This is a genomic window from Streptomyces sp. DG1A-41 (assembly GCF_037055355.1).
Lineage (GTDB): Bacteria > Actinomycetota > Actinomycetes > Streptomycetales > Streptomycetaceae > Streptomyces.
Window position 1 is genome coordinate 3,851,398 of record NZ_CP146350.1, and the last position, 26,284, is coordinate 3,877,681.

General features: G+C 72.4%; 19 protein-coding genes and 4 pseudogenes. 18 read left to right on the forward strand and 5 right to left on the reverse strand.

Going from position 1 to position 26,284, the window contains the following annotated elements; genetic code table 11:
• Nucleotides 1–18: 18 nt before the first annotated feature.
• From grpE to V8690_RS17765, 5 genes and pseudogenes are all read left to right on the forward strand, one after another.
• The gene (gene grpE / locus V8690_RS17745) at nt 19–642 is read left to right on the forward strand and encodes a nucleotide exchange factor GrpE (protein WP_338780020.1); all 624 of its coding nucleotides are present in this window, start codon (nt 19–21) and stop codon (nt 640–642) included.
• 11 nt (nt 643–653) lie between these two features.
• Nucleotides 654–2,597: a caspase family protein gene (locus tag V8690_RS17750; protein ID WP_338780022.1), complete on the forward strand. Its 1,944-nt coding sequence runs from the start codon at nt 654–656 to the stop codon at nt 2,595–2,597.
• 1,524 nt (nt 2,598–4,121) lie between these two features.
• Nucleotides 4,122–5,525, forward strand: a pseudogene (locus tag V8690_RS17755) (CHAT domain-containing protein); the annotation flags it as partial.
• 222 nt (nt 5,526–5,747) lie between these two features.
• Nucleotides 5,748–6,536: an SDR family oxidoreductase gene (locus V8690_RS17760; RefSeq protein WP_338780024.1), complete on the forward strand. Its 789-nt coding sequence runs from the start codon at nt 5,748–5,750 to the stop codon at nt 6,534–6,536.
• A gap of 162 nt (nt 6,537–6,698) precedes the next feature.
• Nucleotides 6,699–8,270, forward strand: a complete 1,572-nt coding sequence (locus V8690_RS17765) for a sodium:solute symporter family protein (RefSeq protein WP_338780025.1) — start codon at nt 6,699–6,701, stop codon at nt 8,268–8,270.
• 23 nt (nt 8,271–8,293) lie between these two features.
• On the opposite strand, the pseudogene V8690_RS17770 reads toward V8690_RS17765, so the two are convergent.
• Nucleotides 8,294–9,408 (reverse strand): annotated as a pseudogene (locus tag V8690_RS17770) (ADP-ribosylglycohydrolase family protein).
• 255 nt (nt 9,409–9,663) lie between these two features.
• Between V8690_RS17770 and V8690_RS17775 the strand changes: the two are divergent.
• The 3 genes and pseudogenes from V8690_RS17775 to V8690_RS17785 all read left to right on the forward strand — a co-directional run.
• Nucleotides 9,664–10,329: a DUF4097 family beta strand repeat-containing protein gene (locus V8690_RS17775; protein WP_338780027.1), complete on the forward strand. Its 666-nt coding sequence runs from the start codon at nt 9,664–9,666 to the stop codon at nt 10,327–10,329.
• Nucleotides 10,330–10,378: 49 nt separating this feature from the next.
• Nucleotides 10,379–11,203 (forward strand): alpha/beta hydrolase, encoded by an 825-nt coding sequence (locus tag V8690_RS17780; RefSeq protein ID WP_338780029.1) that lies wholly within the window; start codon nt 10,379–10,381, stop codon nt 11,201–11,203.
• A gap of 436 nt (nt 11,204–11,639) precedes the next feature.
• Nucleotides 11,640–11,956, forward strand: a pseudogene (locus V8690_RS17785) (alpha/beta fold hydrolase); the annotation flags it as partial.
• Between the two features lie 291 nt (nt 11,957–12,247).
• Here V8690_RS17785 and V8690_RS17790 read toward each other — a convergent pair.
• From V8690_RS17790 to V8690_RS17805, 4 genes are read right to left on the reverse strand one after another with little or no spacing between them, the layout of a single operon-like run.
• Complete coding sequence (locus tag V8690_RS17790; protein ID WP_338780031.1) at nt 12,248–12,655, reverse strand: cobalamin B12-binding domain-containing protein; 408 nt, start codon at nt 12,653–12,655, stop codon at nt 12,248–12,250.
• Between the two features lie 25 nt (nt 12,656–12,680).
• Nucleotides 12,681–14,252: a methylmalonyl-CoA mutase family protein gene (locus tag V8690_RS17795; RefSeq protein WP_338780033.1), complete on the reverse strand. Its 1,572-nt coding sequence runs from the start codon at nt 14,250–14,252 to the stop codon at nt 12,681–12,683.
• 1 nt (nt 14,253) lies between these two features.
• Nucleotides 14,254–15,300 carry a zinc-binding dehydrogenase gene (locus V8690_RS17800; protein WP_338780035.1) on the reverse strand — a complete coding sequence of 349 codons (1,047 nt, stop codon included), beginning with the start codon at nt 15,298–15,300 and terminating at the stop codon, nt 14,254–14,256.
• Entirely contained in the window at nt 15,297–15,938 is a 642-nt protein-coding gene (locus V8690_RS17805; protein WP_338780037.1) for an MBL fold metallo-hydrolase, read from the reverse strand. Before V8690_RS17805 ends, V8690_RS17800 begins: the two co-directional genes overlap by 4 nt.
• A 138-nt stretch (nt 15,939–16,076) precedes the next feature.
• Between V8690_RS17805 and V8690_RS17810 the strand changes: the two are divergent.
• The 10 genes and pseudogenes from V8690_RS17810 to V8690_RS17855 all read left to right on the forward strand — a co-directional run bounded on the left by V8690_RS17810 (nt 16,077) and on the right by V8690_RS17855 (nt 26,131).
• Nucleotides 16,077–17,005: pseudogene (locus V8690_RS17810) on the forward strand (NADP-dependent oxidoreductase).
• A gap of 252 nt (nt 17,006–17,257) precedes the next feature.
• Entirely contained in the window at nt 17,258–18,268 is a 1,011-nt protein-coding gene (locus V8690_RS17815) for a ScbA/BarX family gamma-butyrolactone biosynthesis protein (RefSeq protein WP_338780039.1), read from the forward strand.
• 6 nt (nt 18,269–18,274) lie between these two features.
• Nucleotides 18,275–19,324, forward strand: coding sequence for a 3-oxoacyl-ACP synthase (locus V8690_RS17820; protein ID WP_338780041.1), 1,050 nt, complete (start codon nt 18,275–18,277; stop codon nt 19,322–19,324).
• A gap of 55 nt (nt 19,325–19,379) precedes the next feature.
• Nucleotides 19,380–19,619, forward strand: coding sequence for an acyl carrier protein (locus V8690_RS17825; RefSeq protein ID WP_338780043.1), 240 nt, complete (start codon nt 19,380–19,382; stop codon nt 19,617–19,619).
• Between the two features lie 11 nt (nt 19,620–19,630).
• Nucleotides 19,631–20,878, forward strand: a complete 1,248-nt coding sequence (locus tag V8690_RS17830; protein WP_338780045.1) for a beta-ketoacyl-[acyl-carrier-protein] synthase family protein — start codon at nt 19,631–19,633, stop codon at nt 20,876–20,878.
• Nucleotides 20,879–21,249: 371 nt separating this feature from the next.
• The gene (locus V8690_RS17835; RefSeq protein WP_338785390.1) at nt 21,250–21,960 is read left to right on the forward strand and encodes an SDR family oxidoreductase; all 711 of its coding nucleotides are present in this window, start codon (nt 21,250–21,252) and stop codon (nt 21,958–21,960) included.
• Between the two features lie 53 nt (nt 21,961–22,013).
• A complete protein-coding gene (locus tag V8690_RS17840) occupies nt 22,014–23,000 on the forward strand; it encodes a ketoacyl-ACP synthase III (protein WP_338780047.1) in 987 nt (328 codons plus the stop codon).
• Nucleotides 23,001–23,088: 88 nt separating this feature from the next.
• Nucleotides 23,089–23,847: an SDR family oxidoreductase gene (locus V8690_RS17845; RefSeq protein WP_338780049.1), complete on the forward strand. Its 759-nt coding sequence runs from the start codon at nt 23,089–23,091 to the stop codon at nt 23,845–23,847.
• Nucleotides 23,835–25,403: an FAD-dependent monooxygenase gene (locus V8690_RS17850; RefSeq protein WP_338780051.1), complete on the forward strand. Its 1,569-nt coding sequence runs from the start codon at nt 23,835–23,837 to the stop codon at nt 25,401–25,403. The genes V8690_RS17845 and V8690_RS17850 overlap by 13 nt, the downstream gene beginning before the upstream one ends.
• Nucleotides 25,400–26,131, forward strand: coding sequence for an HAD-IB family hydrolase (locus V8690_RS17855; RefSeq protein WP_338780053.1), 732 nt, complete (start codon nt 25,400–25,402; stop codon nt 26,129–26,131). The genes V8690_RS17850 and V8690_RS17855 overlap by 4 nt, the downstream gene beginning before the upstream one ends.
• Nucleotides 26,132–26,284: the final 153 nt, after the last annotated feature.

The following is a 26,284-nucleotide window of genomic DNA, read 5'->3' on the forward strand; positions in this document are numbered from 1 at the left end:
GCAACCCGGGAGAGATTCATGACCACACCACCGTTCGTGCCCCAGCCGGGGGAGCCGCACGTCCCACCGCCCCCGGAGCCGGCCGAACCGCCGCAGGACCCGCGGCCCGGCCCTGTCGCGGAACCCGGGCCCGACCCCGCTCCCGCTCCCCCGGCCACCGCGCCGGGGCCCGACCCGTTCGCCGTCGTGGCCGACGCGGTCGACGGCATGCGCGACGAACTGGCCGCACTCGGTGACCAGTTTCGCCGACGGCTGCTCAACGACCGGGAGGCCCGCCGCAGCCTCGACGGTCTGCTGACCGAGCTCGACCACACGCGCAAGGCCGCCGAGGGCCGCATCGTGCAGCCGCTGCTCTACGACCTCGTACTCCTCGTCGACCGGGTCGAGCGGCAGGCCGCGCAGGGCGACGCCTTCGCCGGCTCCGTCGCCGCGGAGCTGCTGGCTCTGCTGGAGAAGTACGGCATGACCCGCATCCCCGTCACCCGCGGCCCGTTCAACCCCGACATGCAGGAGGCCGTCGGGGCGATCGCCGCGCTCTCCCCGGAACAGAGCGGCGAGATCGCGGAAGTGGTGCGGCACGGCTACCGGATGGATGAGCGCGTCGTGCGGCCGCAACAAGTCCGCGTCTATAACGACCGGTGAGCGGCTGCCGGATGGGAACCGTTTACGCCCTGCTCACGGGCATCAACACCTACACCGCCAACCGTTGCACACCGCTCGCAGGGTGTCTCAACGACATCGAGGCCGCCGAAGAGATGCTGCTGCGACGCGCCGGCGGGCGGCTCGAGCTCAGTAAGTCGCTGAACGGCGACGCCACCGTGAGCGCTGTCGAGACGGCCATCCGACGCCACCTCGGACAGGCGGGGCCCGGGGACACGGCGCTGTTCTGGTTCTCCGGCCACGGCACCGAGAAGCCGGCCACCGAACGAGTGCACCTGGACATCGAGGCCACCGGCCGCTACCAGGCCCTCGTCTGCGCGGACGGCCTGCTCGTCGACAAACGCCTCGGCGCGCTCCTCAACGAGGTGGCCGCGGGCGGCGCCCACACGGTCGCGGTCCTGGATTGCTGCTACGCCGGCGGCGCCACCCGCGGCCGGCACCTCACTCCGCGCTTCGCGTCCCCCGACCCCGCCTGGTTCGCGGCGGCCGCACGCGACGCCCGCCTTCCCGAGCAGCCGGCCCGGCATGTGCTGCTCGCCGCCACCCGGCTCGACCAGCCCTCCTACGAGGGCCGGTTCGGCGGCCGGACGCATGGTCTGTTCACGTACGCCCTGCTGGGCGCGCTGCGCGCGGCAGGGCCGGCCGCGACGTACCGCGAGGTGCACGCCGCCACCCGGTCCCGGCTGCAGGTCTCCTGCGAGTACCAGCGGCCGACGCTGACACCCGCCGAACCCGGCGGGGTTGCCGACCAGCCGTTCCTCGGCGGAGCCGGGGCGCGCGAGCCCAGCCCGTACCTGCTGTGGGAGGACCGGCAGGACGGCTGGCAGGTCGACTGCGGCAGCGGCCACGGCCTACCCCCGGGGCCGGGCACCGAGTTCCGGGTGACCCGGCCCGATACTCCCCGGCGGGCTCCTGAGCGGACGGAGGCCGTGGGCCGGACGGTCAGGGCCGTGACCGTGGACTCGGAACGCACGCTCGTCGAGCCGGTGGGCTGGGCCCCGGAGCCGGCGCGGGTCTACCCGGTGGCTCTCTCCGCACTGGCCGTGCCGGCGGCCTCGGTCGCCCTGTCCGCACCCGGCGACCCCGCCGCGGCTCGGGCGCTGGAGCGGGCGGTCGCCGAAGCCGGGCCCGGCGCCGGGCCCTCCCCGCTGCTGCGCCTCGTCGGTCGGCCGGAGGAGGCCGGCGGCCTGCTGTTCCGGGTCGAGGCCCGCGAGGGCCTGGCTCACGTGCTGCGGCGCGACGGCTCCCCCTTCGTCCACCCGCTGCCGATGGCCGGGGCCGAGGACGCGGACCGGGTCGCGGCCTGCCTCATCCACCTGACCCGCTGGCACCGGCTCCGCGACCTCGAGGCGCCTTTCGGCCCACTGACGGGACGGGTCCGGCTGGAGATCACGCCATGGGACAGCGACGTCCCGCTGGTGCCGGACGGCAACGGAGAGGTCGTCTGCCGGTACGGCCTCGGACCCGCCGGCCCCGTGCCGCCACTGGTCTCCGTACGGATCCGCCACCGGGCCACCACGGGCCGCCGGCTGTGGTGCGTCCTGCTCGACCTCACCGACAGCTACGCCTCCCACACCGGGCTCTTCGACGACGGCCGGTTCGTCGGCCCCGGCCGCATCGCGTACGCCCTGGACAACCGGCCCGTCCAGCTGTCCCTGCCGCCGCACCGGCCGCCGCGGCCCGGCGCGTTCGTACGGGACTGGCTGAAGCTGATCGTCTGCGAGGGCGAGCTGAACACCGTGCCCTTCCATCTCGACCGCTGGGACCCGCTCGCGCCCCTCGGCAGCCGGGATACCGCCCTCCGGCACGCGGACGGGGTGCTGCGGTTCGACGCGCCGGAGCGGAGCAGCAGGGACGCCGGGCCGGGGGAAGCGGGCGGGCCTGGGCAGTGGGCCACGCAGACGGTTCAGGTGCGCACCGTCGTGCCCCAGTGGTGAGGAGCGGTTATCCGTATGCCTGATCCCCTCGACCTCGAGTCTCTGGTGCGCTCTGTGAAGGCGGTGATCGGTGACCGGGCGTGGATCACGGCGACCGAGCGACTCAGCGCGATGGTCGCGGAGCACGCGGGCACGGCCGATGCCGCGGCGGCCTTCGACCTCTACTACGCCCACTGGCGGAGCATGCCCGCCACCGACCCGCGCCACCCGGCCTTCGCCGGCTATCTGCTCCAGCTCGTACCACTGATGCGGCAGAGCGGGCCGTGCTGCACGCACGAACAGGCGCAGGAACTGGCGGCGGCGGCGCGGACCAGGCGGGATCCGGAGTGGCAGGCGTTCATCAAGGGTGTCCTGGCGCTCGTCGTGCTTCAGGACGCCACCGCCACGCACACGGATCCGGGGCTGCTCCAGCAGGCGGTGGAGGACCTCGAGTCGGCTTCCGGCCTGCTCCCGGCCATGGACGGGACGCCTGACGCCACCGCCACCGGCTTTGTCATCGGCCGTGCGGTGGCGCGGGCGGAGCACGCACGGCTGCGCGGGGGCGAGGGCGAACTCGACGTGGCAATCGAGGAGTTGGCCGCGGCCCGGCGGGGCCTGGCCGACCGGCCGGACGACCAGGTGTACCTCACCTGCTACATCGCCTGCCTTCGCGCCGGCCGGGCCTACCTCGGCAGGGACGAGGAGGCACTGGCCCGGTACATCCGCGAGCAGGAGATCGCCCTGGCCCGGCTGCCGCGCCACCACCCGGGGCGGGACAGCGCCGAGTCGTGGCTCGCCACCGACCGGTTGAAGCTCCGGAGCCTGATCGCCGACCGGACGGGCGAGCCCTGGCCGGGATCGCGGCCCCGGCTCGGCGCCCACAAGCGGCCCGACCCGACGGACCCTTACGCGCTGGTGCAGGCCGCACTCGAAGTGATCCCCGGAGCTGCGTACGACGAGAACCCGGAGGCGATGGCCGAGGCCATCGGCCTGCTCCAGGAGGCTCTGGAGCAGTGCGAGGAGGACGGCGAGCACTGGATGCGGTGCGCGGCCCAACTGGCCACCGCTCACCTCCTGCGGGCCGGACTCATCCGCTGGGAACCGAAGCCGCTCAGCCACCTGTCTCCTGCGGGCCGACGGATCATCGCCCACATCGACCAGGCCATCTCCCTGCTGCGTCGGGTCCGGCGCACCGCCGAGGGGCCGGCCCACCCGCTGTGGACCGGCGTCGGCCGCCTCCTCGCCGACGCGCTGCGCTTGCGGTCGATGATGATGCCGCAGGCCCGGTCGGCCGCCGCCGCGCGGCTGTGGAAGGAGTCACGGGAGATCGGCCTCGCCGCGCTGTCCGGCCTCGCCTGGAACGTCATCCTCCAATCCGGTACCGGGCACGCCATGGAGGCGGGCAGCAGGGCGATGGAGGAACACTGCCTCGATATCGCCCGCTGGTGCGTCGTGGACGGCGAACTCGATACCGCGGTACGGGCGCTGGACAGCGGCCGCGCATTGATGCTGCACGCGGCGCAGGTCAGCGCCACCGTGCCGGACATGCTGAGCCAACTCGGCCAGGACGAGCTGGCCGAGGAATGGCGCGCGGCCGGACCGGTGCCGTTCGAGCCGGAGCCCGGCCCGCTCGGCCGCCTCGACCCCACGGCCGCGCTCCGCACGACCGGCCCCGATGTGCGGCTGCGGCGCCGGGTACTGAAGGTGCTGGCCGCATCGCCGTACCGCAACAGGCTGCTCGCGACGCCGGCCCCTGCCGAGATCGCCCGGGGGCTGCGGACCCTCGGCGCCGACGCGCTCATCTACCTGGTGCCGGCGGGGAACCTGGAGCTGCCAGTGCCGCGGAGCCGGACGGTTCCCGGCGCCGCGCTGATCGTCGGGGCCGGCGGGGCACTGCGCTCGGTCGAGCTGCCGGACCTGCGCCTCGACGCCCCGGAGCTCACGGCGTACCGGGCCGCCGGCGGCGCGGGCCGGGACCCGCGCAGGCGCGGGGGTGGGAGCCCGCGCAGGGACGCGGGTCCGGTGACGGCCCCCCAGGGCGGGGTGCCACCGCGAGGGGCCGAGGCGCTGGACCGGCTGTGCGGCTGGGCCTGGAGGTCCGTACTGGCGCCGCTGACGGCGGAGTTCCGCGGAAACGGCGGCTCCTACGACGCCCAGTCCGGCCCCTCCCGTATCCCCTCCGTCGTTCTCGTCCCCCTCGGCGCGCTCGGCGCCGTACCGTGGCACGCCGCCTGGCGCGCCGAGGGGCCAGGCCGGCGCTATGCGCTGGAGGAACTACAGGTCTCGTACGCGCCCTCGGCCCGGACGCTATGCGAGGTCGCCGGGCGCACGCCCCCCGACGCCGGGGCATCCGGCAGCCCAGCGTTGGTGATCGGCAACCCCACCGGAGACCTGAGGTACGCGGGCGAGGAGGCCAAGGCGATCCACCGTGTGTTCTACCCGGACGGTACGTATCTCGACGCGGACACCGCTGATGCCACAGAAGTGTCCGCACGGCTGGCGGACCAGCGCGGCGGCGTGCTGCACCTGGCCTGTCACGCACGGGTCGACCCCGGCGAGCGGCACAGCGCGTACCTGGACCTGGCCGGGGGCAGCAGGCTGGCCGCGGAGGAACTGACCGAGGGCACGGCCCGGCGGATCGAGCCCGGCCTGGTGTGCCTCGCCGCCTGCTGGAGCAACGTCTCGAGCCGCGGCTACGACGAGGCGTACAGCCTGGCCACCGCCTTTCTGGCGGCCGGCGCGCACACAGTGCTCGGCTCGCTGTGGCCGGTGCCGGACGAGGACACCTCCTTGCTGATGTACATGACCCATCACTACCTGCGGCGCGAGGCGCTGCCGCCGGGACAGGCCCTGCGCCGGGCCCAGCTGTGGATGCTGGACCCGCGGCGCAGGACTCCCCCGAGATGCCGGCCCGCCTCGCCGTCCGGGCCCGGTACATCCGCCCCGACAACCTGGTCGGCTGGGCGGGCTTCACCCACCAGGGCTGGTGATCAGGGCGTGGCCGGGACGGGTGCCGTAGGGGCCGACGGCGGCCAGTTCGGCGTACAGCTCGCTGCGGGTGTCGTCGTCGTTCATGCCTTCCCCTTCGTAGGCGGCCGGCTCATACTCTGACGCTACGTCAGATACAGCGCCAGGGTCCGGTGTTCGGTCCGGCTTCCGGGAGGTACTGCCATGTCACTGCTCGCGGGGAAGACGGTCGTCGTGTCGGGGGTCGGGGCGGGCCTGGGGCGGCAGGTGGCGGCGGCCGTCGTACGGGACGGGGGCCGGGCCGTGCTCGGGGCCCGTACGGAGGCGAAGCTGGCGAAGACGGCCGCCGAGCTCGATCCGGACGGGTCGCGCACGGCGTACCGGGTGACCGACATCGCCGACGAGGGGCAGTGCGAAGCGCTGGCGGGGCTGGCGCTGGAGCGGTTCGGGCGGCTCGACGCGGTGATTCACGTGGCCGCGACGGACAGTTACTTCGGCGGTCTGGAGGATGCGGACTTCGAGGCGTGGCGCACGGTGCTGGACGTGAACCTGCTGGGCACGCTCCGGATGACCCGGGCGTGCCTGCCGGCGCTGAAGGAAGGCGGCGGGGGCTCGGTGGTGTTCGTCGGGACGCAGTCGGCGGTGGCGGCTCCGTCGCGGGTGCGACAGGCGGCGTACGCGGCGTCGAAGGGGGCGCTGACGAGCGCGATGTACTCGCTGGCGCGAGAGCTGGGGCCGTACCGGATCCGGGTCAACACCGTGCTGCCGGGCTGGATGTGGGGCCCGCCAGTGCGGGCGTACGTACGGTTCGCCGCCGACGAGGAAGGCGTGTCGGAGGCGGAGGTGCTGGGCAGGCTGACGGGTCGTACGGCACTGCCGGATCTCGCGACGGACGCGGACGTGGCGGACACGACGGTGTTCCTGGCCTCGGACCGGGCGCGGGCGATCACGGGCCAGTCGCTGCTGGTGAACGCAGGTGAGCTGATGCGCTGAGGGCGATTTCCAGTCACACCCACTTGTTCATGTACGTAAACAGTAATCACCTCACCGAACTTTTTTACGGTCTCTTGACCTTCCCATTCCTTGCCGTGCGTACGTCACCGAACCCAGAGTTCACATGCCTGACCCTGGCGGCGCACCCGTGGAAGGGGACTCATGAACGGTCTCGACTGGGCCGTGCTCATCGGCTACTTCGCCGTGATGGTCGCGATCGGCGTCTGGTCGCACAAACGCGTGGACAACGTCAGCGACTTCTTCACCGCCGGCGGCAAGATGCCGTGGTGGCTCTCCGGCATCTCCCACCACATGTCGGGCTACAGCGCGGTGATGTTCACCGGGTACGCGGGCATCGCCTACACCTACGGCGTCACGTCCTTCGTCACCTGGTCCTTCCCGATCGCCCTCGGCATCGCCATCGGTTCCAAGCTGTTCGCGCCGCGCATCAACCGGCTGCGCTCACGACTCCATGTGGCCTCCCCGCTGGAGTACCTGAAGAACCGTTACGACCTGAAGACCCAACAGGCGCTGGCCTGGTCCGGCATGCTGCTGAAGATCGTGGACGTGGGCGCGAAGTGGGCGGCGATCGCGACGCTGCTGTCCGTCTTCACGGGGATCTCCCTCAACCAGGGCATCCTCATCACCGGCGGCATCACGGCGATCTACTGCACGATCGGCGGCCTCTGGGCGGACGCGCTGACCGAACTCGGCCAGTTCATCATCCAGTTGCTGGCCGGCATCGCGATGTTCGTGGCCGTGTTCGTACGGCTCGACGACCACGGCGGCTTCTTCGGCGTCTGGGACTCCCCCGAGCTCCAGGGCCATGAGAAACCGCTGGTCGGCCCCTACGGCACGGTGTTCCTGCTGGCGTTCCTCTTCATCAAGCTCTTCGAGTACAACGGCGGCATGCTCAACCAGGCCCAGCGCTACATGGCCACGCCCAACGCCAAGGAGGCCGAGCGGTCGGCCCGGCTGTCGGCGATCCTCTGGCTGGTCTGGCCGCTGGTGCTGTTCTTCCCCATGTGGATGTCCCCGCTGCTGGTCGAGTCGCAGAAGGCCGACGGCTCCGACTCCTACGCCCTGATGACCGAACAGCTCCTGCCGCACGGCCTGCTGGGCCTGGTCATCGTCGGCTTCTTCTCGCACACCATGGCCATGTGCTCCTCGGACGCCAACGCCATCGCGGCCGTGTTCACCCGGGACTGCGCGCCGGTGATCTGGGCACGGGCCCGGGCCTGGAACCAGAGCCAGGGCCTGCGGGTCGCCCGGATCGCGACGGTCGTCTTCCTCGGTCTGTCCATGGCGGCGGCGACGCAGGTCAACTCCCCGACGTTCAAGGACATCATCACGGTCGTCATCAAGTGGGTGGCCGGTCTGATGGGCCCGATGGCGATCCCGATGATGCTGGGCCTGCTGCGGGCGTTCCGCCGCTCCGGCCCGACGGCGGCCCTCGTCAGCTGGTCGATGGGCCTGCTCGCCTTCTGGCTGGTGAACTACCCGATCAACTGGAACGTCGAGGGCGGCGTGCCGCTCCAGTACCAGGTGTCGATCCCGCTGGCGGTGTCCCTGGTCCTCTACATCCTCGTCGGCTACGTCAAGCCGGAGGACACCCCGGAGCGGCTGGCGCTCATCGAAAAGATCAACACGGACGGGGACGGGACGGCGGCGGCCGCGGTTCCGGCACCGACCGGGCCGGCGGACGAGGTGGTGCGGACGACGGTCAAGGACTGAGGCGCGAAGACCGGGGGCTGGGCTCAGGCCCTCGGATAGCGGGCGAGCCACCCCGGCGACGACCCCCGGGCCCGTGCAGGGCGGGCCCCTGGGTCATCTCCATGGCGAAGTCGTCGGCCAGTTCCAGGATCGTGGGACGGCCCTCCAGCTCGGCCAGCCAGGCCGGAGGGAGGGCCGTTTCGCCGTGCAGGGCGCCGAGCAGGCCGCCCGTCAGCGCGCCGGTGGCGGCGGAGGGGCCGTCGTGGTTGACGGCGAGCCTCAGTCCGTGCCGGACGTCGGCGGCGACGAGGGCGCAGTACGCGGCGGCACCGACGAGGCTCTCCGCCGTACCGGCCCCGCACAGCTCCGCCACGCGCTCCGGCCCGGGCAGCCCCTGGCGTACGGCACCGAGCGCCTGCTGGAGCGCGTCCGACACGGGCTGGTGCCCGGGCCGGGCGGCCAGCAGTGCGAAGGCCCGCTGCACGGCACCGTCGAGGCTCTCCCCCAGGGCGAGGGCGTGCACGATCGCGGCGTACGCACCCGCCGCGAGATACGCCGTGGGATGACCGTGGGTCTGCGCCGCGCACTCCACCGCGAGCTGGACCACGAGCTGCGGCTCCCACCCCACGAGGAGCCCGAACGGGGCGGACCGGACGGCGGCCTCGGGCCCCAGCTCACCGGGATTCTTGGGCGCCTCGGGGATCCCCATGGTCTCGTCGGCGAGCCCGAGGAGCAGCGCACGACCCGGATCCCTGCGCGCGTACAGCCACTCCTCCCGCGCGAGCCACCCGTCGTCCTTGCGCCGCTCGTCGGGCCCCCAGTCCCGCTGCGTGGCGGCCCAGCGCAGATAGGCCCGGTGCAGGTCGGTGGGCGGATGCCAGGCGCCGGTGTCCCGCCGCACCTGGGCCCGTATCAGCCCGTCCACGGAGAACAGGGTGAGCTGGGTGAGATGGGTGACGGCACCGCGTCTGCCATAGGCGGGAGCCAGATCGACCAGCCCCTCCGCCCCGTACGCCTCCCTGATCCCGTCGATCCCCAGCCCGTCCACGGGCGCACCCAGCGCGTCCCCGACGGCCAAGCCGAGGAGCGTCCCCCGCACCCGGCTACGAAAGTCCTGCTGCTCCGTACGCCCCCAGACGGCACCGGCAGTCGCACCCACCTTGACCTCCCAGGGGTCCATACGTACGCCGGCTCAGCACTGTAATCGAACAGGGACGGTACGCCTCCAATAGTGCGTTCACTTTCAATCCATTGCAACGAACACCCTTCCTTCGTTGCGTTAATTCCAGAGACGTTGCAACGATTTACCACCTTGACCTGCATTTATTCTGAGCGTACGCAACAAAGTGGTTGCCACATCCGTGAATGCAACGTAGCTTTCCATTGTCCGAAACGAAGAGCCAAGGAGAGCACGATGCAGAAGTTCGACACCCCCGCCCCGATCTCCGCCGTCCTGGACGTCCCGGCCGGACGCATCCAGTTCATCGCCGCGGACCGCGCCGACACCACCGTCGAGGTCCTGCCCGCCAACCCCTCCAAGAGGCGCGACACCGAGACCGCCGAGCGGACCACCGTCGCCTACGCCGACGGCGTCCTGCGGATCACGGCCTCGGCCTCCGGCAACCAGCTCCTCGGCCCGTCCGGAGCCCTGGAGGTCACGGTCCAACTGCCCGCCGGCTCCCGCGTCGAGGCCAGGGCCGACAGCGCCGAGCTCCGCGGCGTCGGGCGCCTCGGCGACGTCGTCTTCGACGGCGCGTACCGCCGGATCAAGATCGACGAAGCCGCGAGCCTCCGCCTCACCGCGATCGACGGCGACGTCGAGGTCGGCCGGCTGGGCGGGCCCGCGGAGATCAGCTCCGCGAGGGGCGACATCCGGATCGCCGAGGCCGTGCGCGGCACGGTCGTGCTCCGCACCCAGTCCGGCGACATCTCGGTCGTCGCCGCCGCGGGTGTCCCGGCCGCCCTGGACGCCGGCACCGGCTACGGACGCGTCAGCAACTCCCTCAAGAACGACGGCACCGCCGAACTCGACATCCGCGCCACCACCTCGCACGGCGACATCACCGCCCGCAGCCTCTGAACGAACAGCACCAGGACTATCCGGCCGAGCCCACCACCAGGGAGAACACATGACGAAGAACAGCACTTCCTCGACCAGTTCGAGCAGTTCGACGTGGACCGGCATGGTGCCGGTCGACGACACGGCCCTGGCCGTCACCGACACCGGCGGCCCCGGGATCCCGGTGGTCTACCTCAACGGCCAGTTCGCCACCCAGGGGTACTGGCGACGGGTCATCGCCGAACTGGGCACGGGGTGGCGGCACATCACCTACGACGAGCGGGCCCGCGGCAAGTCGAAGCGTTCGGCGGACTACTCCTTCGAGGCCGCCGTCCGGGATGTCGACGCCGTTCTCGCGGCCAGGGGCGTGGACCGGGCGCTGATGGTCGGCTGGTCCTACGGGGCGGTCGTCGCGGCGCACTGGGCCAACCGGAATCCGGAGCGTGCCGTGGGCGCGGTCCTGGTCGACGGCGCGTTCCCGTACGACTGGCTGGACGAGGCCATGGAGCGGCAGATCCGGAAGCTGTTTCGGCGGTTGGGCTGGTTCATGCCGCTGCTGCGCCCGACGGGCCTGACCCCGCGGATGACCGCCGGCCAGCAGGCCGACAGCAACATCGAGCTCGGCAAGCTCTCCCGGGAGCGCGAGCTGGGCCCCGTGCTGGACGGCATCACCGTCCCGGTGCGGTACGTGGTCGCCTCCGGGTCGTCCTTCGGAAGCCGCGGTGATGAGCAGGAACGGATACGCACCGGCCTCGACGCGGTGACCGCCGGCAACCCGAACATCCGGATCAGCGCGAAGGTCGCCAGCAACCACGGCGCGCTCCTCAAGAAGGACTTTCCGGCCATCGCCGAGGCCGTACGCGAGGTCGCCGCCCTCGACCGCGGGGGGCGCTGATCGTCATCACCGTCCGGCTCGACCGCGTCCGTCCCGCGCAGGGTGAGCAACGCCCCCGAGCAGTTGGTGGACAGCGTCGTATCGTCAAGGGCCGGTGTCCGGCTCAGGCTTCGCACAGAGTGCCGTGTCGATCGCTGCGATGAAGGCCGTGGTGCTCGCGTCGGTGGTCGGGGACTCGTTGATGAGCACGGTCGCCCGGCGGCCGTCGGGGGCGACGGATGTCGCCCTGCCCTCGATCGGCGCCGACTTCGGGGCCGACGGTCACGCCCTGACCTGGGTCGTGGTCGGGTACACGATCACCGGCGGTGGGCTGCTGCTGCTCGGCGGCCGGCTGGGCGACGTGCTCGGCAGGCGCCGCATTCTCTCGCTCGGCACTGGCTGTTCCACGCAGCACCAAAGGCACCGACGGGCAATGTGGCGAAGGGAAAGCAAAAGGCAGGGCGACAAGCTGCGCCACATCACCACCCGCAACACCGCCCGGGACATGGACGTCATCCGCGCCGTGCTCGGCGAGAAGAAGATCTCCTACCTCGGATACTCCTACGGCACCTGCCTCGGCGCCGTCTACACACAGATGTTCCCGAGCGCTCCGACCGCTTCGTGCTGGACAGCGCCGTCGACCCGGCCCGGGGCTGGCGCGGGATGATCCAGGTCTGGGCGGAGGGCGCCGAGCCCGCCTTCACCCGATGGACCGAGGGGACCGCCGCGCGGCATGCCACCTACAAGCTGGGCCGGACTCCCGAGGCGGTCCGCACGAACTGCAAGGCCGCTCCGGCCGCAGACGAACGCAACGCCCCGAACCGGCTGCCGCTCCCGACACCCCCGGGCATCCCGGGGATGGTCAGCCGCTTCTGATCGCCAGGGGCCCCTGGGAGGCCACCCGCCTGCGGGAGGCCTCCAGCCCGGCCTCCGGGCTGCGAACGAGCCGAGGAGGAGTCACCTGCGCGGTGGGAAACGATCACTTCGAGCGCGGGAAACGGTCTTTGGAGTCTCTGGGGCATCACACCGACCGGTCAGGACACACAGCGGGCCCCGACGCGTGAGCTACCTCACGGGACGAGGAGCCAGGCGGTCGGTCACCCAGCGGGTGATGTCCGGGGTGGGGCATCCGGGAGTGAAGACCGCGGCCACGCCCATCTCCCGGAGCAGCGGGATGTCGGCCTCGGGGATGATGCCGCCCCCGAACACCGTGATGTCGCGCGCGTCCGCTTCGTCGAGGAGTCCGAGGACCTCCGCGAAGAGCGTCATATGGGCGCCGGAGAGCACCGAGAGGCCGATGCCGTCGGCGTCTTCCTGGATCGCCGTGTCGACGATCCGGCGCGGTGTCTGGTGGAGCCCCGTGTAGACGACCTCGACACCCGCGTCCCGCAGGGCACGGGCGACTACCTTGGCTCCACGGTCGTGCCCGTCCAGGCCGGGCTTGGCGATCACGACACGGATCGGTGCGGTCATTGGTCCCCCTGTCGGGTGCGAGTCCTCATGTGACGGGGACGTACGTGCCCCACACGTCGCGCAGCGCGTCGCAGACCTCGCCGACGGTGGCGCGGGCGCGCAGGGCGTCCTTCATCGGGTAGAGGAGGTTGTCGTCTCCCTGGGCGGCCTTCCGCAGGGCTGCGAGGGCCGCGTCGACCGCATGCTGGTCGCGCGCGGCGCGTAGTCCGGCCAGGCGTTCGGCTTGCTCGGCTTCGATGGCGGGGTCGACGCGCAGGGGTTCGTAGGGCTCTTCCTCGTCGAGCTGGAAGCGGTTGACGCCGACCACGACACGTTCGCCGGAGTCGGTCTCCTGGGCGATGCGGTAGGCGTTGTGCTCGATCTCGTTCTTCTGGAAGCCGCGCTCGATGGCGCCGACCGCGCCGCCCAGTTCCTCCACCTTCGCCATCAGCCCCAGCACCGCCGCCTCCACGTCGTCGGTCATCTCCTCGATGACGTACGAGCCCGCGAACGGATCCACCGTGGCGGTCACGTCCGTCTCGTGGGCCAGGACCTGCTGGGTGCGCAGTGCCAGGCGGGCGGACTTGTCCGTGGGCAGGGCGATGGCCTCGTCGAAGGAGTTGGTGTGCAGGGACTGGGTGCCGCCCAGGACCGCCGCCAGGGCCTGGACCGAGACGCGGACCAGGTTCACCTCCGGCTGCTGGGCCGTCAGCTGGACGCCCGCCGTCTGCGTGTGGAAGCGCAGCATCAGCGACTTGGGGTTCTCCGCGCCGAACTCCTCCCTCATCACCCGCGCCCAGATCCGGCGCGCTGCACGGAACTTGGCCACCTCCTCCAGAAGCGTCGTACGGGCGACGAAGAAGAAGGACAGGCGGGGCGCGAAGTCGTCGACGTCCATGCCGGCCTCGACCGCCGTGCGGACGTACTCGATGCCGTCGGCGAGGGTGAACGCGATCTCCTGCGCCGGGGAGGCTCCCGCCTCGGCCATGTGGTAGCCGGAGATCGAGATCGTGTTCCACTTCGGGATCTCGGCCCGGCAGTACTTGAAGATGTCGGCGGTCAGCCGCAGCGACGGCTTCGGCGGGAAGATGTACGTCCCGCGCGCGATGTACTCCTTCAGCACGTCGTTCTGGATCGTGCCCGTCAACCGCTCCGCGGGCACCCCCTGCTCCTCGGCGACGAGTTGGTACAGGAGCAGCAGCACAGCGGCCGGGGCGTTGATCGTCATCGACGTGGAGACCTGGTCCAGCGGGATCCCGTCGAACAGCACCCGCATGTCGTCGACGGAGTCGACGGCGACGCCCACCTTGCCGACCTCGCCGTGGGCGAGCGGGGCGTCGGAGTCGTGGCCCATCTGGGTGGGCAGGTCGAAGGCGACCGACAGGCCCGTCGTGCCGTTGGCGATCAACTGCCGGTACCGCGCGTTGGACTCCCTGGCCGTGCCGAAACCGGCGTACTGGCGCATCGTCCACGGCCGGCCCGTGTACATCGACGGATACACACCCCGGGTGAACGGAAACCTCCCCGGCTCCCCCAGCTTCTCCGCCGCATCCCAGCCCTGAAGGACCTCCGGCCCGTAGACCGGCTCGATGGGCAGTCCGGACTCCGACTCGCGCATGTCAGGACCGGACATCCAGGACGTACTTCCCCGTGGACGCGCGTGTCTCCAGCAGCTCGTGGGCGTGGGCCACGTCCTTCAGCGGCAGTACCTTCACGTCCACGCGGACGGTGCCCTTGGCGACCTCCGTCAACGCCTGCTCCAGGTGGGCGCGGAGCAGCTGCGGGGCTCGGCCCGCGACGCCGCCGAGGTTGTAGCCGACGAGCGAACTGTTGGTGTACCAGGGGTGGTTGCCCTCGAAGGTGACGTCCTCGGCCGCCGCGTTGCCGAAGATCACATGGCGTCCGAACGCCGCCAGCAGGCCGGTCACGGACGAGCGGAACGCGCCGCCGACGGAGTCCAGGACCAGGTTGGCGCCCGCTCCGCCGGTCCTCTCGGCCACTTCCCGCTCGATCCTGTCGTACGACACCACGCTGTCGTAGCCGAAGCCGCGGGCGTACTCGACCTTCACCGGAGAGCTCGTCACGCCGATCACGCTGCCCGCGCCCAGCGACCGGGCCAGCTGGGCGGCGGCCGTGCCGACTCCGCCCGCGGCGGCGAGGACGACCACCGTCTCGCCCCGCGCGAGATGTCCGGCCGAGGTGAGCACGCCGAGTGCGGTGGTGACGTTGCACAGGGCGCCCGCCGCCACGGCGCCGTCCAGTGCGGCGAGGTCGCCGTCCAGCCGTACGACGTGTTCCGCGCCGACGGCGACGACCTCGGCGTTGCCGCCGCCGCCCAGGGTGAGGGCGGCCACGCGGTCGCCGGGCCCGAAGCCGGTGACGCCGTCGCCCACGGCGCGTACGCTGCCGACCGCCTCCAGGCCGGGGCAGTGCGGCAGGTCGACCGGGAACTGGCCGCGCCGGAACATCACTTCGGCGAAGTTCACGCCCGCGTACTCGACGTCGATCGTGAGCTGCCCCGGCTGGGGCTCGGGCACGGCGATCTCGGCGACGTCCAGGACGGAGGGGCCGCCGAAGGACTCGAAACGGACGGTACGCATAACGCTCCCGGAGGTCGTGGCGGCGGTGTCGGAGGGGTTCGTCGGGGTCTCGGAGGGGTTCGTCATCGGATTCCCGTCTCGCTGAGGGTGGTGGTGGGGCCGTGCCCGGTGAGCAGTCGCGTGTCGTCCGGGCAGGTGGCCGCGATCATGCCGAGGGAGGCCCGCAGGCCGGCCGGGCTGGCACCGGGGGCGTCCGCGCGCCCCGGGCCGGCGGCGAGCAGGGTGTCCCCGGTGGCCAGCAGCGGGACGTCGTCGCCGCCGAAGCGGAACATGACGGAGCCGCCGGTGTGGCCGGGCGTGTGCAGCACCGTCACCTCGGCCGCGGCGAAGGCCAGCTCCCCGCCCGATTCCGGGAGTTCGCTCACCTCGTCGGGTTCCTGGTCGGGATGGCCGACGAGCAGTTCTCGGGGGAAGGAGTCCGGCAGACCCTTGGCCGGGGCGCCGAACTGGTAACGGTCGGCGGGGTGGATCCAGGCCGGGACGCCGTAGTGCCGGGCGAGCGGCACCGCGTCCCAGGTGTGGTCCATGTGGCCGTGCGTGATGAGGATGGCCTCGGGCTCCAGACGGTGGGCGCGGACGGCTTCGAGAACCGCTTCGGCGGCGCCGTGCCCTGGGTCGACGATGAGGCAGGGATGTCCCGGGCCCGCGGCGACGAGATGGACGTTCGTGCCGAACTTGCCGGTGGTGGCGGACAGTACGAGCATGACCGCGACTCTGACGGAGTTCTCGGGCATATGTCAATTGCCGATTGTGTAGCAGAACTCTGCCTCACGTCTGACCTATAGTGCGAGTGGCATCGCCCGGTCGCGCGTGCCGTCGTCGTTCCAGCAGGGGGTTTGTACGTGAAGGCCATCGCCGTTCAGCGCTACGGAGGTCCGGAGGTCCTGGAGCTGGTGGACCTCCCCGAACCGCGTCTCGGACCGGACGTCGTGCTCGTGCGCGTGAAGTACGCGGGTGTGAACCCGGCGGACTGGAAGATCCGGGAGGGCTACATCGACGACTGGTTCGAGTCGCACTTCCCCATGGTGATGGGCTGCGACCTGTCCGGGGTCGTCGAGCGCACCGGCCTCGGGGTCACCGAGTTCTCCCGGGGGACGAGGTCGTCGGCTACGTCCGCGCGGACCACATGCAGCGCGGCACGTACGGCGAACTGGTGGCCGCGCCCGTGCGGACCCTGGCGCGAAAGCCGCGCGCTCTCGACTGGCGGGCCGCGGCCGGCCTTCCCGCCGCCGGTCTCACCGCCTACCAGGCGCTGCGCCGCCATCTGCGGATCGCCGCCGGTGACGTGCTGCTCGTCCACGCGGCGGCCGGCGGGGTCGGCTCGCTCGCCGTCCAGATCGGCCGGGCCCTCGGCGCGCGCGTCATCGGCACGGCGAGCGAGCGCAACCACGAGTTCCTGCGCTCGCTCGGCGCCGAGCCGGTGGTCTACGGCCCCGGGCTCGCCGACCGGGTGCGTGCCCTGGCCCCGGAGGGCGTCGACGCCGTCTTCGACCTCATGGGCGGTGACACCCTGTTCGGTTCCCCGGCCCTGTTGCGGCCGGGCGGGCGGCTCGCGTCCATCTCCGGTGACGTGACGCGGCTGGGCGGGCGCTACGTGTTCGTACGCCCCGATCCGGCCGACCTGGCCGAGCTGGTGGAGATGGCGGACCGGGGCGCGGTGCGGGTCCACGTCAGCGCGGAGTTCCCGCTGGCCGACGCCGCCCGCGCCCATGAACTCGTGCAGACCGGCCATGTGCGCGGCAAGGTCGTCCTGGCGGTCGCACCGGACTGATCCGGCACGGGAGCGCACACGGAGCAGCGGTACGGGTAACAGGGCCGTCCCCGGTGGGGACGGCCCTTTCGCGTGCCGGGGCGTCTGTGCCACGTCTCCAGCCAGTCTTGAGCGGCTCTCCACCGAGCCGCCCGCAAGCCGCCCGTCGGGCCCCTCGCCGTTCGCAGCCGAACCCACAGAGGCGGCTGTGAGGCTGATTCCGCGCCCCTCGGGGTGCCGCCGAAGCAGACCCACGGACGAACGGAACGGGGCATGACCATTGCTGAGCAGGAGCGGCCGGAAGCCGCTCCGGCCGCGGCCGAACTCGCCTACCAGCGTTCGATGGACCGCGTCCTGGTGCACCGCCGGGCCGTCATGGAGGTCTTCGTCACGGACGCGGTGCGGCTCGGCGACGACACGTTCGCCGTGGCCGTCCAGGCGCCACGCGCGCACAGCTACTACAACGACCACACGCAGCGGCCCGCGCTGCTCGACCCGCTGTTCCTGCTGGAGGCCGCCCGCCAGGCGGTCACCGTCGTGGCGCACCAGTGGCTGGGCGTCGCCTATGACACGTCCTTCCTGATCAGCGACTGGACCACCGAGTTCACGGACCTGGCCGCACTGCGGGCCCGGGGTGACGCCCCGGACGAGCTCGTGATCGAGGTGGCCGCGCGTGACCTCAAGCGGCGCGGCACCAGGCTGCTGGCCGCCACGCTGGAGTGCGTGTTCGTCGTCGGCGGACGGCGGGCCGGGACGAGCGCCGTCGTGGCCGGATACCTCAGCCGGGACGGCTACACGGCGCACCGGGAGAAGAGCAGGGGAAACGTTCCACCGTCCTCGTCCGACATGCCGCACACCCGCGTGGGCACACCCGTCGAGCCCGCTCTGGTCGGCCGCGAGCGGGCCGGGAACGTGGTGCTCACGGACCTGGAACGCCCGGGCGGCGGGATCGCTCTGCGAGCCACGCTCGACGTCCCGGTGCGGCACCCGGCCATGTACGACCACCCCTTGGACCATGTGCCCGCGATGGCGCTCATGGAGGCGGCCCGCCAGGCCGCGGTCCTCACCGCCGGGGCGCCCGCCGAGCGGCGGTACGCCCGCGCCTTCGGCGCCACGTTCCACCGCTTCGTGGAACTGGACAGCCCGGTCACGGTCACCGTCACGCCCTCGGGCGACGCGCGCCGCACCGTCGACTTCCGTCAGGACGGGGTGTCGGTCTGCACGGCCGAGATCGCGGTCGCCGACCTCGCCGGGTCACCGGCTCCGGACACGGACGGCAGGTGACGGCCCGTGCGACTGGACTCACCGCTCGGGCTGACGGCGACCGCCTGGTACCCGGAGCACCGCCAGACGGCCGAGGAAGCCGTGGCCGCCGGTGACATCGACGCCCGCACCGCCCGCGAACTCGGCTACACGGCCCTGCCGGTCAGCGAGGACACGGCACCGCCCGACATGGCCGTCGAGGCCGCGACCCGGGCACTGGACGTCTCCGGCACCCAGGCCGACGACCTCTCCCTGGTACTGCACGCGAGCGTCCACCACCAAGGCCACGACGCATGGTCGGCCCCGCACTACATCGCCCGGCGGCTCGGGGCCCACCAGGCCGTACCGATCGGGCTGCTCCAGCAGTGCAACGGCGGCGCCATCGGCATCGAGCTGGCCGCGAGCCGGCTCCAGGGCGACCCGGCCGCCGGGCCCGCGCTGGTGACGACCGCCGACCGGTTCCTGACGCCGAGCTGGCACCGCTGGCTCAGCGACTACGGCATGGCGGCCGGGGACGCGGCCACGGCGGTCCTCGTCCACCGGGTCGGCGGACCGGCCGCGGCAGGGCACTCCCGCGCGCCGGACCTGCTGCTGCACTCCCTGGCCACCCGGGTCGCGGCCGAACTGGAGGTCATGCACCGCGGTGACGACGAGCTCAACGCGACGCCCATGGGTCACAGTTCGGTGATCGACGTGCGGCGTACCAAGCGGGCGTTCATCAAGACGTACGGCGTCGACTTCTTCCTCAAGACCGCGGCCGACCGCATCCGTGCCGTCGTCGAGGAAGCGCTGGCCGGTGCCGGACTCGCCGCCGACGACCCGCGGTTGCGCTACGCCGTGATCCCCCGGCTGGGGAGCAAGGCGATGGCGGAGGCGTACCTCCCGCCGCTGACGGACGTCACCTCGGCGGAGGTTCTCGACCTCGGCCGTGCGACCGGGCATGTGGGGGCCGGCGACCTCAACGCCTCCCTCGCCGACCTGGCCCGCACGGACCTGCTGAGGCCCGGGAGTTACGCGCTCGTGCTCAACGGCGGCGGCGGATTCACCTTCACCGCCGTCGTGGTCGGCAGGCACTGACCAGTACTCACCAGTACCACCTCACCATCCACAACCCGTACAAGGAGAAACAGCCATGTCCGCACACCAGGACCGTCTGTTCCAGCTCGTCTCAGAGAAGCTCGGCGTGCTGCCCGAGGAGCTGAACACCAGCGCCACCTTCGACACCCTCGACCTGGACTCGCTCGCGCTGATCGAGCTCAGCGTCATCGTGCAGAAGGAGTTCGGCGTCCAGATCGACGAGACGGCGCTGACCCCGGAGCACACCTTCGGCGACGTCCTCGCCGTGATCGACACCAAGGCCGCGGTGGCATGATGACCGGGTCAGTGACGCAGCGCCCGGACGGGCGCACGAAACGCTTCGACGTGGCGGTCACCGGCGTCGGCCTGGTCACCCCGGCCGGGCTGGGTGTCGAGGCCAACGTGGAGCGGGTCTGGGCGGGGGAGTCCACGGCGGCCACCGACCCGGACCTCGCGGGTCTGCCCGTCGACTTCGCCTGCCGCGTACCCGGCTTCGACGCGGGTGCGCTGCTCGGGCGGCGCAGTGCCGTACGCATGGACCCGGTCAGCCACTTCGGCGTGGTGGCCGCCCGACAGGCCGTCGAGGACGCCGGGCTCGACCCGGCGACCTGGGAGGGTCCCCGGGTCGGCGTGGTCGTCGGCACGTCGCTGGGCGGCTGGTCGACGGTCGAGCGGGAGCACGGCAAGCACCTGGCCGACGGCCAGGAGTTCGTGTCGCCGCTGCTGATGGTGATGGGCCCGGTCAACATGACCGCCGGGTACATCGCCATGGACCTCAAGGCCCTCGGCCCCAACCAGGTGGTGTCGACGGCCTGCGCGTCCGGCAACACGGCTATCGGGTACGCCCGCGCCCTGCTGGGGACCGGCGTCTGCGACATCGTCCTGGCGGGCGGTGCCGAGGCGGCCATGTCCCGGACCGCGATGGCGAGTCTGGCCCGGGCCGGTGCGCTGTCCACGCGGGGCGACGACCCGGCGTCCGCGTCCCGGCCGTTCGACGCCGACCGGGACGGGTTCGTCGCGGGCGAGGGCGCGGCCATGCTGGTACTGGAGCGTGTCGAGGACGCGCGGGCGCGTGGCGCCCGTGTCCGGGCCAGGGTCTCCGGGTTCGGCGCGTCCGCCGACGGCCATCACGCCTCGGCGCCCGATCCGACGGGCGGCGGGGCCGAGCGGGCCATCCGGGCGGCCCTCGCCGACGCCCTTGTCGACCCCTCCGAGGTGGACCACGTCAACGCCCACGGCACGTCCACGCCGCTGAACGACATCACCGAGGCCGGGGTCATCCGCCGGGTCTTCGGCGAGAAGCCGGCCGTCACCTCCACCAAGGGTGTCGTCGGGCATCTGCTGGGCGCGGCCGGGGCGGCCGAGGCGGTGTACACGGTGCTCGCCGTGGAACGCCGCCTCGTCCCGCCGACTGCCAACCTGACCAGCCTCGACCCGGGCATCGGCGTGGACGTCGTGGCGAAGGAGGCCCGGCCGCTGGACATCGGCGCCGCGGTGAACGACTCCTTCGGCTTCGGCGGCCAGAACGCGGTGATCGTGGTGACGCCGGCATGACCTCGAACGCGGAGGGAGCACCGGACAGGGGCCCGGCCACACCTGGCTCCGCCGGTTCGGCCGGCACGGTGGGTTCGCCGGGCCTTTCCGGCTCGGCGGGCGGCCCTGGCTTTCCGGGCATCCACGGCACCCGTGGCCCGGCCGGGACTCCGGGCACCCCCGGCTCCGCGGGCACCGCTGGTGCGCCGGGCGACCCCGGATCCCCCGGCACCTCAGGCTCGGCCCTCAGCCCCCGTTCGCCGGGCACCTCCGGCACCCCCGGCACGGTTTCGCCGGGCCTCCGATCGCCCGCCACCCCCGGCTCGGGCGGCTTCGTCGAGGGTGCGGGTGGGCCCCGGGTTGGCGGTGCGTCCGGTTTGGCCGGTACCCCGGTGGCCGAGGGGCGTTCCGTGCTCGTCACCGGGGGCAACCGTGGCATCGGGCTGGCCGTCGCGCGGGCGCTCGCCGCGCGGGGTGACCGGGTGGCGGTCACCTATCGCACCGGTGAGCCCCCGGCGGGGCTGCTCGGGGTGCGGTGCGATGTGACGGACGAGGCGCAGGTGGAGCGGGCCTTCAAGGAGGTCGCGGCCGCGCAGGGCGACGTCGAGGTGCTGGTGGCGAACGCCGGGATCACGCGGGACGGGCTGCTGCTCACCCTCGACGACGACGCGGTCGACGCCGTGCTCGACACCAACCTGAGGTCGGTCATCCGCCTGGCCCGGCACGCCTCCCGGGGCATGCTCGGCGGGCGGTGGGGCCGGATGGTGCTGGTGTCGTCCGCCGTCGCCTTCACCGGCTCACCCGGACAGACCAACTACACCGCCGCCAAGGCCGGCCTCGTCGGGCTGGCCCGCTCGCTCGCCTGGGAGCTCGGCAGCCGCGGCATCACCGTCAACGTCGTGGCCCCCGGGCTCGTCGAGACGGACATGCTGCGCCAGGTACGCCCGGCCCGCCTCGACCAGTACCTGGCGATGACGCCGCTCGGCCGGGCCGGTACCGCCGGGGAGGTGGCCGCCGCCGTGCGGTTCCTCGCCGGCGACGAGGCCTCGTACATCACCGGCGCCGTGCTGCCGGTCAGCGGTGGGCTCGGCATGGGTCACTGACGCCCCGTGCCGCACGCGACCACCACCCCGAGAAAGCACAGGAAAGGGAAACCATGCCAGTCGGTGTCCTGTCGATCGGCTCCTACACACCGGCCAAAATCGTCGACAACCAGCAGATCAGCGCCTGGACGGGGATGCCCGAGTCCTGGGTGACCGAACGCACCGGAGTGCTCCAGCGGCGGTACGCCGAGCCGGGCACCACCACGTCCGACCTCGCCCTCCCCGCCGCCCGCGAGGCGCTTCAGGGCGTCTCCGACGAGGTGCGCGAGGGGCTCGGCGCGCTGGTGGTGGCCACCAGCACCCCGGACGTGCCGCAGCCGTCCACGGCCGCGATCCTCCAGCACAAGCTGGGACTCTCCACCCTGCCCGCCTTCGACATCAATGCCGTGTGCAGCGGTTTCCTCTACGGTCTCGCGGTCGCCGAGGGCCTGCTGAAGGCCGGCCGGCACGGCGAGCACGTGCTGCTCGTCGGGGCCGACATGTTCTCCACGATCATGGACAGGTCCGACCGGCGCACGGTGAGCCTGTTCGGCGACGGCGCGGGCGCCGTCCTGCTCGGCGAGGTGCCCGAGGGCTACGGCCTGCGGTCGGTGCAACTGGTCACGGACGGGGAGTTCCACCACTACGTCGGCGTGGAGGCCGGCGGCACCCGGACGCCGCTCGACGCCGAGGCCCGCGAGACCGGGCAGCACTTCTTCCGAATGGACGGCCGCGCGGTGCGTGACTACGCGCTGTCGGTGCTGGCCAAGCTGACCGCCGTGACCCTCGACGACTGCGGTCTGGCCCTGGACGACGTCGACCGGTTCGTCTTCCACCAGGCGAACACCAGGCTCCTGGAGGCCTTCGTCGCGGACGCCGGGATCGACCCGGCGCGGGTCGCGTACACCGCACCGCACCTGGGCAACACCGTCGCCGCGTCCGTGCCGCTCACCCTGCACGCCACCCACCGCGAACGGCCGCTGCGGCGCGGCGAGCGGGTGCTGCTGGCGTCGGTGGGCGGCGGCATGACCGCGGGCGCGGCGCTGCTGACCTGGTACTGACGCCCCCCCCGAGCCGCTGTCGCCGCGTTCCGCACCGGCACCGGCACACCGACCACACACGCACACCACACGCAGCATCGGAGGAGCCATGAGGCTCGACGGACAGACGGCCGTCATCACCGGGGGCACGCGGGGACTGGGCCGGGCGATCGCCGAGGCCTACCTCGCCGAGGGCGCCTCGGTCGTCGTCGCCGCACGCAACCCCTACGACATCAAGGAACTCGCCGACGACCACGGCGACCGGCTGCTCTACCACCACACGGACGTCACCGACGAGACCTCGGTGGAGGGGCTGATGGCCACCGCCGTCGAGACGTACGGGGGCGTCGACATCCTGGTCAACAACGCGGGGGTCAGCCGTGACGGCAAGATCTCCCGGCTCTCGGTGGCCGACTGGAACACCACGCTGGCCACCAACCTGACCGGTGTCTTCCTCTGCACGCGCGCGGTGATCGGCCCGATGACCATCCGGCGCGAGGCGACGGGCGTCGGCGGCCGCATCATCAACGTGTCGTCCTGCGTGGCCGGCCGGGCCGCGATCGGCGCGTCCGCCTACAGCGCGAGCAAGGCCGCCGTGGAGATGTTCACCCGCACCTCGGCGGCCGAACTGGCCCCCAAGGGCATCACCGTCAACTGTCTGTCACCCGGCTACATCGACGAGGGCATGGGCAAGGAACTGGCCGCAAACGAGCGCGCCTGGGAGAGCTACCGCGGCCGGCTCCTGTCCGGGCGGCTCGGCCGTCCCCAGGAGGTCGGTGCCACCGCCGTGTTCCTCGCCTCGCAGGACAGCTCGTACGTCAACGGCAGTGTGGTCGAGGTCAACGGGGGGCTGATGTGGGCGGCCTGACGAAGCGTGGGCCCGGGGCGTCCGTGCTGGTCGTCGGGGCGGGCCCGGTCGGTCTGGTCGTCGCCTGCGAGCTGCTGCAGCGGGACATCCCGGTCCGCGTCGTGGACGCCGGGCGCGGGCACTCGGCGCACTCCCGGGCGAACGTGATCTGGCCGCGCAACCTCGAACTGCTCGACCGGATCGGGGTGACCGACGACCTGCTGGGAATCGGCCACCGGCTGGCGGGCACGGCGTTCTACTCGCGCGGCCGCCGGCTGGCGACGGCCTGGATGAGCAGGCTGCCGGACTCGCCGTACCCGTTCGCGCTGACGCTCTCGCAGAACGACACCGAGCAGGTGCTGCGCCGGCGGCTCGCCGCGCTCGGCGGCACCCTGGAGGAGGGCGTCCGGCTCACCGCCCTGGACAACACCCCGGGCGGCCCGGTCGTCAAGCTGGAGCACGACGGCGGCCGGATCGAGGAGTTGGAGCCCGGCTGGCTGGTCGGTGCGGACGGAGCGCACAGCACCGTCCGCAAGGAACTGGGCATCGCCTACGACGGTCCGCCGGTCGACGTGTCGTTCGCCATCACCGACGCCCGGCTGACCACCACCCTCTCCGAGGACCTGTCGCACTACTGCTACGCGCCGAGCGGCGCCATGGTCCTCGGCCCGATGGGCGACGGCGTGCACCGCATCGCCCTGAACGTGCCGCACGACGCGTACGACGAGCACGACCCGCCGCCGCGCGAGATGTTCCAGCAGTTCGTCGACGACCGGGCGGCCGGCCGCAGCCGGGTCGAGGAACTGCTGTGGAGCGGCTCCTTCCGGGTGCGCGTCCGGATCGCCTCCAGCTTCCGCAGCGAGCGCTGCTTCCTGGCCGGCGACGCCGCGCACGTGATCAGCCCGGCCGGCGGGCAGGGCATGAACACGGGGATGCAGGACGCGTTCAACCTGGCGTGGAAACTGTCGGGCGTCATCCGCGGGGAGTTCGGGGAGTCGATCCTGGACTCCTACGACACCGAGCGCCGGGCCGTCTCCCACGACGTGGCGCGCTCGACCGAGCTGCTGACCAAGGCTGGCCTGGTCAACTCCCCGGCGAAGGTCGCCCTCCGGGACGCGGCGTTCATGGCCGCCGACCGGACCGGTCTGTTCCAGCGCAAGCTGGCCCCGCAGCTCGGCCAGACGGCCGTGAGCTACGGCGGTGACCGCCATCCCCGGCTGCCGGTGATGGTCTCGGGCGGGACCGGCCCGGGCGGGACGCCCCCGCGTCCCGGCAGCGGCGGCTGGCCGGCGATCGACCGGGACCGGCACACCGTGCTGCTGTGGCCCGGTACGCGGACCCCGCCGCCGGACTGGCGGCGCACCCGCGACCGGATGCGGCGGGCGCTGCCCGAGGGCACGCCCGTGCTCGACCTCACCCGCGCGGTCCCCAAGGGCCTGTCCGTGGCGCTCGGTCCGCGACCGGCCGTGGCCGTGGTCCGTCCGGACGGCCATCTGCTGGCCCGGCTCGACCCGCGGCGGCCACAGGAGACCACCGATCTGCTCACCCGAGCGGCCCACCTCAGGAGCCGGACATGACCACTGCCCTGCCCCCGCTGACCACCGCTCACTCCCGTCCCGTGGTGGCGTTCTTCGACGCCGACGAGACACTCATCGCCATGAAGACCCCGTTCTCGCTGCTGCGCCACCGGCTGCGGCGGCAGGGGGACGTGGCGGGCGCCGAGTACGAACGGCTGGTGGAGCCGCTGCGGCGGCTGGCGTCCATGGGCGTCACCCCCGTCGAGGTGGTGTCCAAGTTCTACGAGCTGCACACCGGCGTTCCCTGGGACGACGTGGTCGCCGAGGCGCGCGACTGGTACGCCGAACTGCGCGAAGTCGGCCCGCCGTTCATCGAGCCGACCGTCACCCGGCTGCGCCGTCACCAGGAGGCGGGCCACCACACGGTCGTCATCTCCGGCTCCTGGCCCGCGACCCTGCACCCGATCACCGACGACCTCGGGATCGACCTGGTCCTGTGCACCGAGCCGGAGCTGGACGCGGACCGGCGCATGACCGGGGCGATCCGGCACGCTATGTTCGGCCCGGCGAAGGCCGAGGCGGTCCGGCAGGCGCTGGAGAAGTTCGGCGCGGATCCGGCGGACTGCCACGCCTACGGGGACGACCCGGGGGACCTGACCATGCTCCGCATGGTGGGCCACCCGGCCGTGGTCGGAGCCAACCCGAGGATGACGGCCCACGCGGCGGAACACGGCTGGCCGGTCATCCCGGCGACCCTCGTGACCGGCACCCGGCGCCAGCCGGTGTGACACACGACCGCTCCCGTCCCGTGCCCGGTGAGGGCGCGAGGCGGGGGCGGGGGGCGTGGCTGGCGCTTCGACGCGTACGCCGGATCGCACCCGGCCGGCGCCCCACAGCCGCGGCGGACACACCGCCGTCGCCGGGCAACGGCCGGGCTGTGG

Coding starts and splice junctions, on each gene's coding strand:
- V8690_RS17780 (WP_338780029.1), top strand. CDS start 10,379: ATGACGAAGAACAGCACTTCCTCGACCAGTTCGAGCAGTTCGACGTGG.
- V8690_RS17805 (WP_338780037.1), bottom strand. CDS start 15,938: ATGCTCGTACTGTCCGCCACCACCGGCAAGTTCGGCACGAACGTCCAT.
- V8690_RS17855 (WP_338780053.1), top strand. CDS start 25,400: ATGACCACTGCCCTGCCCCCGCTGACCACCGCTCACTCCCGTCCCGTG.
- V8690_RS17795 (WP_338780033.1), bottom strand. CDS start 14,252: ATGCGCGAGTCGGAGTCCGGACTGCCCATCGAGCCGGTCTACGGGCCG.
- V8690_RS17815 (WP_338780039.1), top strand. CDS start 17,258: ATGACCATTGCTGAGCAGGAGCGGCCGGAAGCCGCTCCGGCCGCGGCC.
- V8690_RS17760 (WP_338780024.1), top strand. CDS start 5,748: ATGTCACTGCTCGCGGGGAAGACGGTCGTCGTGTCGGGGGTCGGGGCG.
- V8690_RS17750 (WP_338780022.1), top strand. CDS start 654: ATGGGAACCGTTTACGCCCTGCTCACGGGCATCAACACCTACACCGCC.
- V8690_RS17845 (WP_338780049.1), top strand. CDS start 23,089: ATGAGGCTCGACGGACAGACGGCCGTCATCACCGGGGGCACGCGGGGA.
- V8690_RS17840 (WP_338780047.1), top strand. CDS start 22,014: ATGCCAGTCGGTGTCCTGTCGATCGGCTCCTACACACCGGCCAAAATC.
- V8690_RS17790 (WP_338780031.1), bottom strand. CDS start 12,655: ATGACCGCACCGATCCGTGTCGTGATCGCCAAGCCCGGCCTGGACGGG.
- V8690_RS17800 (WP_338780035.1), bottom strand. CDS start 15,300: ATGACGAACCCCTCCGAGACCCCGACGAACCCCTCCGACACCGCCGCC.
- V8690_RS17775 (WP_338780027.1), top strand. CDS start 9,664: ATGCAGAAGTTCGACACCCCCGCCCCGATCTCCGCCGTCCTGGACGTC.
- V8690_RS17825 (WP_338780043.1), top strand. CDS start 19,380: ATGTCCGCACACCAGGACCGTCTGTTCCAGCTCGTCTCAGAGAAGCTC.
- V8690_RS17765 (WP_338780025.1), top strand. CDS start 6,699: ATGAACGGTCTCGACTGGGCCGTGCTCATCGGCTACTTCGCCGTGATG.
- grpE (WP_338780020.1), top strand. CDS start 19: ATGACCACACCACCGTTCGTGCCCCAGCCGGGGGAGCCGCACGTCCCA.